This window comes from Streptosporangium amethystogenes subsp. fukuiense (genome assembly GCF_042665875.1).
GTDB lineage: Bacteria > Actinomycetota > Actinomycetes > Streptosporangiales > Streptosporangiaceae > Streptosporangium > Streptosporangium fukuiense.
Genome location: NZ_JBHTEE010000001.1, coordinates 9,393,215 through 9,406,848, shown reverse-complemented (window position 1 = coordinate 9,406,848; position 13,634 = coordinate 9,393,215). Strand labels below are relative to the sequence as shown.

Annotated in this window: 9 protein-coding genes; 4 read left to right on the top strand and 5 right to left on the bottom strand. The window is 68.2% G+C overall.

Annotated elements, in window-relative coordinates; translation table 11 throughout:
- Positions 1–165: 165 nt before the first annotated feature.
- The 3 genes from ACFQVD_RS41785 to ACFQVD_RS41775 all read left to right on the top strand — a co-directional run bounded on the left by ACFQVD_RS41785 (position 166) and on the right by ACFQVD_RS41775 (position 2,205).
- Positions 166–339 carry a hypothetical protein gene (locus tag ACFQVD_RS41785; protein ID WP_343962691.1) on the top strand — a complete coding sequence of 58 codons (174 nt, stop codon included), beginning with the start codon at positions 166–168 and terminating at the stop codon, positions 337–339.
- Between the two features lie 301 nt (positions 340–640).
- Positions 641–1,222: a DUF4352 domain-containing protein gene (locus ACFQVD_RS41780; RefSeq protein ID WP_343962693.1), complete on the top strand. Its 582-nt coding sequence runs from the start codon at positions 641–643 to the stop codon at positions 1,220–1,222.
- A gap of 95 nt (positions 1,223–1,317) precedes the next feature.
- Positions 1,318–2,205: a serine/threonine-protein kinase gene (locus tag ACFQVD_RS41775; protein WP_343962694.1), complete on the top strand. Its 888-nt coding sequence runs from the start codon at positions 1,318–1,320 to the stop codon at positions 2,203–2,205.
- Here ACFQVD_RS41775 and ACFQVD_RS41770 read toward each other — a convergent pair.
- Positions 2,195–3,157, bottom strand: coding sequence for a serine/threonine-protein kinase (locus ACFQVD_RS41770; RefSeq protein WP_350957927.1), 963 nt, complete (start codon positions 3,155–3,157; stop codon positions 2,195–2,197). The genes ACFQVD_RS41775 and ACFQVD_RS41770 overlap by 11 nt on opposite strands.
- A 971-nt stretch (positions 3,158–4,128) precedes the next feature.
- Between ACFQVD_RS41770 and ACFQVD_RS41765 the strand changes: the two genes are divergently transcribed.
- Complete coding sequence (locus ACFQVD_RS41765) at positions 4,129–8,865, top strand: AAA domain-containing protein (RefSeq protein WP_343962699.1); 4,737 nt, start codon at positions 4,129–4,131, stop codon at positions 8,863–8,865.
- 94 nt (positions 8,866–8,959) lie between these two features.
- Here ACFQVD_RS41765 and ACFQVD_RS41760 read toward each other — a convergent pair whose 3' ends face one another.
- The 4 genes from ACFQVD_RS41760 to ACFQVD_RS41745 form a co-directional block, all read right to left on the bottom strand.
- Entirely contained in the window at positions 8,960–9,238 is a 279-nt protein-coding gene (locus tag ACFQVD_RS41760; protein ID WP_343962701.1) for a hypothetical protein, read from the bottom strand.
- A 194-nt stretch (positions 9,239–9,432) separates the two neighbouring features.
- Entirely contained in the window at positions 9,433–10,062 is a 630-nt protein-coding gene (locus ACFQVD_RS41755) for a DUF1707 SHOCT-like domain-containing protein (RefSeq protein ID WP_343962703.1), read from the bottom strand.
- A 366-nt stretch (positions 10,063–10,428) separates the two neighbouring features.
- Positions 10,429–11,790, bottom strand: a complete 1,362-nt coding sequence (locus ACFQVD_RS41750; protein ID WP_343962705.1) for a serine hydrolase domain-containing protein — start codon at positions 11,788–11,790, stop codon at positions 10,429–10,431.
- 346 nt (positions 11,791–12,136) lie between these two features.
- Positions 12,137–13,345, bottom strand: coding sequence for a cytochrome P450 (locus tag ACFQVD_RS41745; RefSeq protein WP_343962707.1), 1,209 nt, complete (start codon positions 13,343–13,345; stop codon positions 12,137–12,139).
- Positions 13,346–13,634: the final 289 nt, after the last annotated feature.

Here is a 13,634-nt window from a genome sequence, read left to right as displayed (position 1 = left end):
CTTTCGATCCGGCGGCGGCCATGGAGTCGCTCTGGGCCGAACTCGACCGCCGAGGCATCTCACCGGGCCTGACCGTCGACGCCGAGAACGGCGCGTCTCTGTCGTGGAATGCTCTGGCTCTGTCGGAGGACAACGGCTGGGCTGGGCTCGAAGGCGGAGACGCCGGTGAAGTGGACGAATCGCCGGCACCCGCAGGTGGACGACAGGGCGCTGAACGGGCTCAAGTTCAACACCGCGCTACCGCGTGAGCTCGCCGTCGAGACGCTGACCTCCCGCCTGGCCGACTTCTCCGCCGCGGCCTCCCTACTCACCGAACCAACTCGTCTTCCGGTTCGGTGACCAGGGCGGTCGTCCTTGCTGCTTGAACCTGCCTGCACCGGGGTGCGGCAACACACGCGCTCCGGGGTATCTGCCGCGACTTAAGTGCAATCCAATCAGACACGAACGAGATACATCAATTAGTAATGATATGCATATATGTGACAGCCACAAGCTTTAATCTTGTGCATCGTATTCACAATATGATTCACTGGCGTCGCACGATCGCCCCCACCCCCTGGAAAAGCGAGGTCCCGCCATGCACGGAAACCCGCAACCCTCGCAGCACGGCCACCCCCAACCCCCTCCACAGGCGGTGATCGTGCAGCGGAAGCGAGGCGGCTGCCTGCGCGCGACCCTCATCGGCGCCGCCGTACTGATCGGCCTGGTGGTGATCGGCGCCCTCCTCAGCGGAGGCGACAAGGACGGCGGGAACTCAGCGAGCTCGGACGACACCGCGGCCACCGACACCTCCACCCCCGCGAAGAAGACCGAACCCAAGTCGGCGGGAATCGGCGACACCGTCAGGGACGGCAAGTTCGCCTTCAAGGTCACCAAGGTCGAGAAGGGCGTCGCGCGGGTCGGCGACGAGTACGTCGGATCCGATGCCCAGGGGCAGTACGTCCTGGTGCACGTCACCGTGAAGAACATCGGCGACGAGTCCCAGCTGTTCAGCGACTCCTCGCAGAAGCTCATCGACACCAAGGGCAGACAGTACGACCCCGACTCCGGTGCCGCCGCCCTCGGGCTGAAGAATTCCAACGCCTTCCTCAACACCATCAACCCCGGCAACGCGGTCAACGGGATCCTGCTCTTCGACGTCCCGAAGAACTTCAGGATCAAGGCGATCGAACTACACGACTCCCCCTTCTCCGGCGGCGTCACCGTCGCCCTGAACGACTGACCACGCACCCCTTTTCGGACCGAACCACCGGTAAGATCCGGATCCGGCTATCCCCAACGGGCGCCCGATGCCCAACCTCTGACAAGAGGAGTCCCATGTTGGTCGCGCAGCGCTACGAGCTACGGCAGCCGATCGGCCGGGGCGGCATGGGGGAGATCTGGGAGGGCGTCGACACCCACCTGAACCGCAAGGTGGCCGTCAAACGTGTCCGGCGCGACCGGCTCACCGAGGAGACCGTCCGGCGGTTCAGGCGCGAGGCCCGAATCATGGCCTTGCTCCGCCATCCCGGGGTGCCCGCCGTCCACGACTTCGGGCAGGACGACTACGGGTTCTTCCTGGTGATGGAGTTCGTCGACGGCTGGCCCGTAACGCACGTGCTCGACGCGCACGAGAGCCTCCCCGTCTCCTGGGCCGCGCTGATCGGCGCACAACTCTGTGCCGTGCTGTCGGCGGCGCACGCTCGCTCGCTCGTGCATCGGGATCTGAAGCCGGGCAATCTCATGCTCTGCCGCGACGCGACCCTCGTCGTGCTGGATTTCGGAGTCGCGACGGTTCAGGGTTCACCTGACTTCTCAGTGATCACCGGAACGATGGGGGCGCCGGGCACCGAGCTGTACATGGCTCCCGAGCAGTTCCACGAGGGCAGGACCAGCGCGCTGACCGACCTGTACTCGGTGGGCTGCGTCCTCTACGAGATGCTCACCGGCCGGCGTGCCTTCCATCCGACGGGCTTCGTCACCGGGGTGGACGGACATTTCCGCCGCCCCTCGGCGCCGCTGGGAGCCGCAGTGCCCAAGGAGCTCGACGCGCTGGTGACGGCCCTGCTGGAGCGGGAACCCGGCCGACGTCCGCAACGCGCCGACGAGGTCTTTCACCGCCTCCTGCCGTTCGTACGGGACCTGCCTCCGCTGCCCGGCGTGGTCGATCGGGTGATGAGGCCGATCCACCTGTATGCCGGAGCGCTGTCCCGGGTCAGCTGGTGACCCGCATCATCACCTCGGCGGCCGTCGGCCGGCCACCCGGGTCCTTGGCGAGGCAGGCGGCCAGTGGAGCCTGGAGCGCTGCCGGCAGCACGGACAGATCCGGATGATGGGTGACGATCTTCCGGTAGACGAGGGGTGTGGAACCGGCGTCGAAGGCGTGTCTGCCCGTGGCGCCGAAGAGCATGGTCGCGGCCCAGCTGAAGACGTCGGAGGCCGGGCCGACCCGCTCACCGGAGATCTGCTCGGGAGACATGTAGGCCATGGTGCCCTTGAGGACGCCCGAGGTCATCGTGACCTGGTCCAGCGCCCTGGCGATCCCGAAGTCGATCACTCGGGGACCATCTGGACCGAGCAGGACGTTGGCCGGCTTGAAATCCCGGTGCACGATGCCCGCGGCGTGAATGCCCGCCAGCGCCGCCGCCGTCCCGATGGCCAGCCGGGTCAGACTGTCGCCGTCCCTCGGCCCCTCCTCCCTGACCAGCCGTTCCAGTGACGGACCGGGCACGTACTCGCTGATGATGTAGGCCACGTCCCCGACGACGCCGACGTCGATCACCCTGGCCGTGGCGAAGGGACGCACCCGCTGGGCCATGGCGGCCTCCCTGATGAAGCTCTCGCGTTCGGCCACACCGCCGATGATCCGGCTGTGCAGCACCTTGACCGCCACCGACTGCCCGCCAGGACCGTACGCGAGATAGACCGCGCCCTGGCCTCCTTCGCCGATCTTCTGGTCCAGCCGGTACGGCCCGATGCTGTCGAAGGGACGAGAGCCGGACGCGGTGTCCGCCGGGTACCACGGAGACGGGGAGGACGGCGGGGTCGGGGTCGCCTGGTAAGGCTGAGGCGTGGATGCTTGATAAGGCCGGGATGCTGGTGGCGGACCGTCGCCATCTCGGAAGGCCCGAGTTCCAGGGTGAGGCGCGGGTGCGTGGTAAGGCCCGGTCGGGGGCATCGGAGTCCGATGGTGGTGCGGCGGCACGGGGGTGTACCGCCAGGTCCCCGAAGGGAAGTGAACCGTCGGCCGAGTCCGGAAGACGGATGATCGAAGAATGAACGCGTGCACCGTTGCGCCCAGCCAGTTCACAAGGATGAAGACCCCCACGATCACGTCGACCTCTGGCTCCTTGGTCGTGGGGTCATTGTCGCTATAAATTCCGGAAATGATGACGAACGCAAGCAGGAGAATGCTGTAGATACCGGTCGCGAATCCGGCGATTCGGCTTTTCAGCCGCACCGCTGCGTGTCCGATGATGAGGGGGGTCGCGAATCCGGCGGTGCCCAGTGGGACCAGCGCCCAGATCACGCTGAGCGGGAGGTTCCACCAGGGAGGCTTGCCGGGAACGCGCCCGTCGGCGCCGTAGTGATGGTGGAAGGCAGGGCCACCGGCTGGGAACACAGCGCACATGATACGGACCCACCACTGCCTACGGGGCGGGGCAGACGACGCCCCAGGCGACCGCCGGTGCGATCCGGCGGTCGCGGCGGGTCGTCGCGGCCGGTGACTCCGCGCGGCTCGAACCGGTCGTCACCTTGCCGTTCACCCCGCATTCCACACGTGACCCGATCGACCCGGGATGATTATCCACAGTGCTGAGCCAGATATAGCCGATGACCTGAAACGACCTGGTAAGTATGGAAAACAGGTGAGAGCGGTCAGGCGGAGCCGATGGCCCGAAACCGCAGCGGACGAGCGTTTCGCTCCGAGCCAGGAAATCGGCATCCGTACCGCGCGGAGCCGCGGAGTCATCTCATTACGGGAACGATCCATTCCTTCACCGCCCGGCGACCACTAAAATCTCGTCCACTCGGAATCGCCCCTCCGAGGAGAAGCCTTGCTCGCGCCCGACCGCTGACATCGCTCCTATTCCCAGGCGCCCATCACCTCGACTCAGACCCCCACGACTCGAAGGAGAAGGGAACCACGTGAGCGTGCAGCAGTCCCGGGCCCGCGATCCCCAGCTGATCGACTCCAGCACGCGCCTGGTGGAGTTTCTCCGCCACCTCGCGTCGGCCCGCCGGGCCCCGATCCGGGATCTCCGCCACCACGATCAGGTGCTCTGGCTGGCAGACCTGCCGAACGAGGTCAAACCGGATCGCGAGGCGGGGCTGGGCGAGGTCTTCCTCTCCATCGATCCCGTCCGAAGCGCGCCACACCCGGCTCCGCCGGACAGGCTCTACGGCTGGCTGCGCCACGAGGAGCTCATCGACGCCGAACTGGACGCTCCGGAGCTGTCCGAGACCGGTCCGCGCCGCATCCAGGAGACGGACGAGAACGGGGAGACGACGTCCCGCTGGGAGACCCGGCAGGACCGGCCCGAGGTGGTCAGGGCCTATGGCGACTGGCTGCCTTCCTGGCAGGCCTGGGCGGAGGCGGAACGGGAGCGGCAACGGCAGCAGCACTGGTACCGCGACCTCTACTCGATCTCCAACCAACTGGACCAAGTCGAGGACCAGTTGGAACTGGTGCTGGCTACCGGCCTGCTCTCCTGGGAGGTGCCTGGCGGCCCGCGCGTCCGTAACCATCTACTCGCCACCCGCCTCCATCTCCAGGTCGACCGGCATACCCAGCGGGTGGACGTCCTGCTGGGCGAGACGGCGACCGTACTCCAGGACCGTGAACTGCTGGCCGACCTGGATGGGTTCGCCCCGCAGCGGACCGACCACCTCCGCCGGCGTGTCCGGGAGGGCGAAGGCGTCGGCCTGCGGGATTCGATGGCAGAGATCCTGGAGTCCTGGTGTGACCGGGGCCTGGACACCAACCCCGGCCCTCGATACCGGCACGACTGGTCTCCGGGCGACATGTCCGCCAGAGACGCCGAGGTACGGCCGGCGCCCGCGCTCGTGCTCCGGAAACGGGACCACGGTTCCCTGATCTCCTACTACGACCAGATGATCTCCACGCTGACCGGACCGGCACCCCAGACGCCCCTTGGGCTGGCGCAACTCGTCAGCCCTCTCGAACCGGCGGAGCGGATGGCCTTTATGCGGGACGGAGGGACCGCCTCAGCGGATACTCTCGGCCAGGATCCGCTCTTCCCGCTGCCCGCCAACCCCGAGCAACGCACGATCATGACTCGGCTGCGCTCGGACAACGGCGTCGTCGTACAGGGTCCACCGGGAACCGGGAAGACCCACAGCATCGCCAACCTGCTGTCGGCGCTGCTCGCGCAGGGACAGCGAGTGCTGGTCACCAGCCAGAAGGCGCAGGCGCTGCGCGTCCTGCGGGATAAACTACCGCCGGAGATCGCCGCGCTCTGCGTCTCCATGACCGACATCGGCCGTGGCGGCTCCGCGGAACTCGAAGGCGGCATCAAAGCGCTGTCGAGCCGTTTCTCCTCCTTCGACCCTGCCCGGCAGGCCAGGGCCATCACCGAGAAACGGCACCAACTCGACTCCGCTCGTCGTACGACCGTCGAACTGACCGAGAAGATCCGGGCGCTGCGCGAGTCCGAGACTTACCAGCATGCCGAGATCGCGGCCGGCTACTCCGGCACTCTCGCCTCCGTGATCCGGCGCCTGCGGCAGGAGGAGCCGGAGTGTTGCTGGATCCCGACCCCTCTTCCCGCCTCGGCGACGGCCATGCCACCCATCTCAACCGGTGAAGCCGCGGAACTCATCACCCTGCTCGCCGGAGAGACCCCCAGGCGCGGCGCGAGGCTCTCCCAGCGCCTCCCCGACGTGGCCGCACTGCCCGGCACGGAGACGCTCAAGGCCCTGATCGCGGCGGAGAGCAGCGCGCACAGTATGGCCCGGCACGCCCAGACGAGCATCTCCGCACGCCTTGAACACCTTGGCCTCGATCTGCTCTCCCGGCTTGAGGCGGTGGCAACCGATGTCACCCTCCGGCTGCGACAGCTCGGCATGCCCGAGGAGCCGTCGGTTTGGGATCCGGCCGACTGGACGGTCCGTGCGCTGGCCGATGGATTCGGCGGTCGTGAGACGGCCGTATGGAACCAACTGGCGGCGCACACCCACCGTCTTGACGCGGCCCGGGACGCGATCAGCCGCATCGGCTTCCGCGAAATCCGGTACCCGTCGCTGGACGCGCCGGGCGCGGCGGGTTCGTACCTCCAGTCCATTCAGGCATTGCGCGACTACCTCGCCGCGGGCAACCAGCTCAAACGCGGCCTGTTCAAGCCCGCCGTGCAGAAGCAGGCCGAGCCGTGGCTGGCCGGCACGTCGGTCGACGGAATCACACCGTCCAACGCGGAACTGCTGTCACTGGTCATCGCCGAATTCGAAGGCCAGGCCGCCGTCGGAGAACTCCTGCGCGGCTGGCGGCTGGTCGGAGTGGAATTCCCGCAGGACCAGCCCCTGCAGCGTACGGTCGCACAGCTCGCCGATGCCTTCGATCGGCTCGATCAGGTGCGTCAGATCGTGTCGGCGGTGACGGAGACGGCCCGCCTGCTCGCCTCGACTGGCGCGTACGTCGCCCTCGGCACTCCCGCGCAGTGGGCGTCGTACGTGGCGGCTTTGCACGCCGTACGGCTCCAGGTCGAAGCCGAACAGGCCACCTCGGAACTCCAGGGCCTGTACGAGAGGATCCAGCGGGAATCCCAGCTCGGCCCTCCGCCCCCGGAGCTGCTGGAGGCCGGACACGCGGTGAAATCACGTGACGGCATCACCTACCAGCTCTGTCTCGGCGTGCTTGCCGACGCGCACCGCGAGCAGGCCGAACAGCGACGCTGCGACGAGCTCGCCGGCCGGGTACGCGACGCGCACCCGGCGTTACTCGGCCTGCTCGCCGAAGCAGGAACCTGGCAACCACACTTCTCCACTTGGGACCGTGCCTGGGCATGGGCCAAGGCACGGACGTTCTTCACCGAGCAGCGTCGGCCAGGCCTCGAACAGCAGCTGGAGTCCGACCTCGAAGCCGCGACCGCCCGGGAGATGCGCCTAACCGCGGAACTCGCCGCCGAACAGGCCTGGCAGGCGGCGCTGAGCCGGATGAACTCCCGCCAGACGACGGCGCTGCGGGCCTACCAGGATCACATCGGCAAACTGGGCAAGGGCACCGGACGGTACGCCGACAGGTTCCAGTCCCGCGCACGCGAGGCCATGCACGACGCGCGCGACGCCGTCCCCGCCTGGATCATGCCCATCCAGCAGGTGCTGGAGACGATCCCGCCGACCCGCGACTCCTTTGACGTCGTCATCGTCGACGAGGCCAGCCAGGCCGGTATCGAGGCGCTCTTCCTGCTCTGGCTCGCGCCTCGGGTCATCGTCGTCGGCGATGACAAGCAGTGTGCGCCCTCGACCGTGACTCACGGCGAGCTGGAGCCGATCTTCGCGAAACTGGCGACCTATCTCCCGGACATGCCCGCCTACCTCCGGGACGCGTTCACCCCCAAGTCCAGCCTCTTCGACCTGCTGGCGACGAGGTTCGGCACGGTTCTGCGGCTCAAGGAGCACTTCCGCTGCATGCCGGAGATCATCGACTTCTCCTCCCGGCAGTTCTACGCGGACGAGCCGCTGGTGCCGCTCCGGCAGTTCGGCGCCGATCGGCTACCGCCGCTGCGGGTGGTGCGCGTCACCGGCGCGCTGAGCGAGGGAACGGCGACCCGGCTCCGTAACGTCGCGGAGGCCGAGGCGATCGTGGATCGGATTCTCACCTGCGCGGAGGATCCGGCGTACCACGACAAGACCTTCGGCGTCGTGGTCCTGCAGAGTACCTGGCAGACCCAGCTGATCCACAACATGCTGCTCGATCGGCTGGACACCAAGGAGTGGGAGCGCCGGCGCCTGCGGGTCGGCACACCCCCCGACTTCCAGGGCGACGAACGTGACGTGATGTTCCTGTCCATGGTGATCGCCGAGAGGCGTTCGGCGGTGACGAGCACCGAGTGGCAGCGCAGGTTCAACGTGGCCGCCTCCCGGGCCAAGGACCAGATGTGGCTCTTCCACTCTGTCAGCCCCGACCTGCTCTCCCCGATGTGCCTGCGCCGATCGCTCCTCGGCTACATGCTGAACCCGCCGACGACACCGCTCAGCAGCTCGTTGAGCGATGTGACCCCCGACAGCCGTCATCCGGAGTTCGACTCGCTCTTCGAGCAGCGGGTGTTCCTCCGTATCCAGGAGCGCGGGTACAACGTCGTTCCCCAGGTGGAGGTCAACGGCCGCCGGATCGACCTCGTGGTGAGCGGGGCCGAGGGGCGACTCGCGGTCGAATGCGATGGCGACTTCTGGCACGGCACGCCCGAACAACGCGAGGCGGACCTCGACCGGGAGCGCGAGCTCAAGCGCGCGGGGTGGCGGTTCTGGCGCATCCGCGAGAGCGAGTTCTACTTCGATCCGGCGACGGCCATGGAGTCGCTCTGGGCCGAACTCGACCGCCGAGGCATCTCACCGGGCACGACCGTCGACGAGGGGAACGGCTCGCCACTGTCCTGGAGCGCCCTGGCCCTGTCGGAGAAAATCGGCTGGGACGGGCTTGAAGACGGAGACTTCAATGAGATGGACGAATCACCGATCAGGATGGTGACGGCGGCCCGTCTCGGTAGCCCCTCCTCAACCGGGGTGCCCACCGCGCAGATACGCACCTGGGCCCGCAACCAGGGGTACTCCATCGGCGACCGCGGCCGCCTTCCCGTAGAGGTGATCGAGGCATACCGGCAGTCGATGAACCCGGAACGGGCTTTCCCCGTTTCAGAACATGGCTGACATTGAACGCATGTCGAGACGCACCCTGGTCCAGGGCCCCGGCGGTCCCGGGTTCTGAGTAACCAGACAGCTGACAGCGAGCCCGCCGCGCCGGTCATGGACCGGTTTCCGCACCCGGTTGCGGGCGCAAGAGGTCAGCCATCAGGAGCAGGGCGCGGCGGTTGAGGTCGTCGCGGGCCGCCTCCAGCGCCTCATACGGCTGCCCGTCAAGGTCGGGGATGTCCCAGCGCAGCACCTGCTGAGCTGGTGACCGGTCGCAGGACGGCAGTGGAATGCTCACCGGGCCGAGCAGGACGATCACGTCGGCGGCCTGGAGCGCGTCGTCGGTGACGGGCTTGGGGAACAGGCGGTCGCCGGTCAGGTCGTGGCGCACTGACGAAGCTGTCACCAGCGTCGCGCCGACGGCCACTGCCGCCGGCGCGATCACCCGGGGTTTAGGGAATGAGCAGGAAGAACGGTTCGTCGGCGGCGGTGCCGTCGTTGACGACAGGCCGTAGCACGGCGGCGCGCCCGCACCACGCGCGAGATGTCAGGGCCCGGATACCGCGGTATCCGGGCCCTGCCGCGTCACCGGCACGGCGCCTGCCACCGGATGTCGAGCCGGCCGTGCCGCATGCGGCCTACCAAGCGGACCTGCAGCGTCTCCGGCGCGTTGTCGCCCGCGTCCCTGCTGATCGCCAGCCAGCTGTGCCGTACCGACAGCTCGTTGGCGTCCACCACCATGCCTGGCGCGAGGACCAACTCCACGTTGCCACCGCTCACCCGCAACTCGATGACCAGCTCGGGCGCGCTGCGCACCGCGCTGGTCAGGTCCAGCGTCACGTCGCACCACGCGGTGCGCAGCGCGAGCCGGTGCGGCAGCGTCCACCGGCCATCACGGCGCACCGAGCCGTGCCGCTCCTTGATGGTGAGCAGTTCGGCGGCCGGCTCGGCCAGCGTCCCAGCGAACGGCAGCGTGAGTGCGCCGTCGCTGCCTGGAACCGCGGCCAGATCGGTGATGAGCGGGGCCAGCGCGTCGATGGTGCGGGCGGCCAGCGCCGCGTCCAGCCGCTCGTCGAACTCGACCGGGGCGAGCCGGCCGTCGGCGACGGCGGCGCGCAGCAGTTCGATGACCCGGTCGCGGTCCGCGTCGGACGCGCGCAGGGCGGGTAAGTTGGACTTCTCAAGACCCTGCGCGTGGATCGCCTCTGTCGTCATCGGGGTCTCCTTTTCGTTGGCCCGTGGCGGTGTCACTCGCAGAACACCTGCACCTTGGTGTCGGGCTCGTCGACGTCGACGATGGCCTCGCCAAGCTGCTTGATGAGCTCCTCGATGTGCTGTGCTGACGCTTACCAGCACGGCCGTTCGGCCCTGCTCGATCTCGACCCAGGAGCCGGGCAGCGCCCACAGCAGTTGCCCGGTGCCGCGCAGCTCACCCACCGGGCCCACGCGGATCGACCAGTTCGGCCAGCGCCTTCTATCGCCCCCCGCCGTAGGCGGTCAACGACACCGACGCCGGGGATGTCGTGCCGGTCTGCCAGCTCCTGCGGCGTCTCCTGGAGTTCCGTCACGCGAGGGCTGTCGTCAACCGAGGCAGGACCGGACGGCCTTGGCCAGGTTCGACGCCCGCGGGTCGTCGGGCCGGAAGTTCCAGAGGTTGGTGACGTAGCCGAAGCCGACACCGGCATCGGGGTCGGCGAAGCCGATCGATCCGCCCGAGCCCGGGTGGCCGAACGACCCCGGCCCGACCATCGGCAGCGGCGGGCAGGCTCGCCAGAACCCCAGCGACATGTAGAAGGAGCGGTCAGCCGGGATGTTCAGCCCCGGCGGCAGCCCGTGCATCGGCGTCTTGTCGGTCTGGACGGCTGTCATCTTCTCGACTGTTGACGGATCGAGCAGCCGCACCCCGTCGACGTCGCTGACCGTGGCGGCGTACATCCGCGCCACCGATCGCGCGTCCGCGAGCATGTTCGCGGCCGGGAACTCGGCCGCGCGCCAGGCACGCGTGGTGTGATAGTCGGTCGTGTTGTCCAGGGCGCCGCCGAGCTCGCCGGCGCGGGCTTGGACCGAGCCCGGGCCCCACACGGCGTTCACCCATGCGGTGACGGTGTCCGCGTCGAGTCCGGTGATCGCGATCAGCCCGGCCGTGAGCTCCTCCACACTGAACGGTGCGGCGTAGTGGATCCGGGCCACCCGTCTCTCCTGTTTCTCAGGCAGCCCGATCCAGGCGCTCAGTCCGAGCGGGGCGGCCACCTCCTCGGCGAAGAACCTGCCCAATGACTTGCCGGAGATCCGGCGCACGACCTCCCCGACCAGGAACCCGAACGTGACGCTGTGGTAGACGTGCTCGGCGCCCGGCTGCCACAGCGGCTTCTGCGCCTCGAGTGCACGGATGACCGGGTGCCATGCGCAGGCCTGCTCGAATGTCAGCGGTCCGTCGACGATCGGCAGACCGGCCTGGTGTGACAGTAACCAGCGCACCGGGATCTGGCCCTTGCCGGCAGCGCCGAACTCCGGCCAGTACTGGGCGACCGGGGCGTCCAGATCCAGCTCACCGCGCTGTGCCAGCATGTGGGCACAGATCGCGGTGGCGCCTTTCGTGGTGGATGCGACCTGGACGATGGTGTTCTTGCGCCACGGTCGGTTCGCCTCGCGATCGGCGAGGCCGCCCCACAGGTTGACGACGGGGCGGCCGCCCACGTAGACGCTGCACGCCGCGCCGACCTCGCCGGAGTTGTTTTTGAAGTTCTTGCGGAACGCGTCGGCGACTTTTCCCCAGCCGTGCTCGACACCGTGCTCGACATCGTCACCGCTCACGGAGGCGTTGGCGCGACCGGCGAGGGCGGCGTGCGTGCCGGCGAGCGCGCCGGCACCCAGCACGCCCTTCAACACGGTCCGGCGCCCGACGTATCCCTGTTCGGGTGTCCCGCTTGTCGTGTCTTCCATGCTGTATTCCTTTCTAGAGATCTGAAATGTAGGGAGTCTGAGACTTCTGGAGCAGACGTACGTCGGATCGACCGGGACGGTCCGTGTCGCTGGATCGGTGCGGCAAGAGTGGTGTGCGAGGAGCACGAGCAGTTTTCGTCGAAGGCGGACACGGCCGGCCATCGGTTTCATGCCGTCGTGTCGCTCCGGCTCGCACTTGGTGGTCTTGTCGTGGAACGCGAGCCGCCCTCGTCAGGGGGCCACCGGAATACGGGCGCAAACGGGCCGCGGACGCGATCGCCGCAGGCGAGCAGCCACAGCGGTGGCGGGCGGCCCGTACGCGCTCTCGCCTGTCATTGGTTCGTGGTTACGCGTCCCAGGTGACCGGGAGGCTCTTGACCCCGTAGATGTCGGCGGTCTCCGGGCGCAGGGCGACCTCTTCGGCGGGTACGGCCAGGCGCAGCGTGGGGAAGCGGTTGAGGAGTGCGGGGAAGGCGACGCGCATCTCGACGCGGGCGAGCTGCTGGCCCAGGCACTGGTGGATGCCGTGGCCGAAGGCCAGATGTCCGCCGTCCTGCCTGCGCAGGTCGAGCACGTGGGGGTCGGCGAAGCGCTCGGGGTCGCGGTCGGCGGTGTTGAGCGACAGGATGACCGTCGTACCGGCCCTGATGGTCTGGCCGCCCAGCTCGACGTCCTCCAGCGCGACCCTGTAAAACTGCTTGGCGACGCTCAGATACCGCAGCAGTTCCTCCACCGCGCGGTCGGTGAGCGTGGGGTCGGCGCGCAGCGCGGCCAACTGCTCCGGGTTCCGCAGCAGCGCGAAGGTGCCCAGCGCCAGCATGTTCGCGGTGGTGTCGAACCCGGCCGACAGCAGGATCAGGGCCATCCCCTGCAGTTCCTCGTCGGTCAGGTTACTGTCGAGCAGGTCGCTGAGCACGTCGTCGGTGGGGTTGGCGCGCTTGGCGGCCACCAACTCGGCGAGGTAGTTCTGGGTCGCGGTGTAGGCCGCGATCAGTTCCTCGTCGCCGACCTCTCCGCCGAGGAACTTGTCGATGTTCTCCTGGAAGAAGCCCCGGTCCTCGTACGGCACGCCCAGCAGCTCGCAGATCACGATGGCGGGGATGGGCTTGGCGAACGCGGTCACCAGGTCCACCTGCGGTCCGGCCTTCTCCATGGCGTCCAGGTGGTCGGCGGTGATCTGCTCGACGCGTTCGGTGAGCAGCCGCATCCGCCGGACGGTGAACTTACCGACCAGTGGTCTGCGGTAGCGGCCGTGCCGTGGCTCGTCCATGAGGAGGAACTCGCCGGGCGGCGCCGGGGGGACCTCGATGTCGCCGTAGTCGATCAGCGGGTGGTGGCGCATGAGCTCCTTGCGCGAGCTGAACCGAGGGTCGGCCAGGACCGCCCGGACCAGGTCGTAGCCGGTGACCAGCCAGCCCTGGTGCCCGTCGGGGAAGGGGAAGCGGCTGATCGGGCCGTGCTCACGGGCCTCGATCAGCTCCTTGGGCGGGTCGAAGGGACAGCCGGAGTGACGCGCCGTCGGCATCGTCGTGACGGTGTGGAGGGATTCAGTCATGATCTTCCTTGTCTCGCGATAGGACGTGTTGTGTGGAGCTCGAAGGGTGCGTTGCAAGGAATGGCAGCGAGCCACATGCTCTGGCGGGTATGCCGATCCGCGGCGGCGGCGGTGCGGGTCGCTCCAGTCCACGACATCGGGGCGACATCAGTACCTGGTGGGGGGATCGGCCCGCCCACGGTGGAGGCCGTTCGTCACTCGCACCGGCAAGGGTCAGCGGCTGCCGCACGTGTTCCGGGTGGTCCGCTCACAGCCCGGTGCTCATCTCGCGTAAATCTCCTGGAAGCCT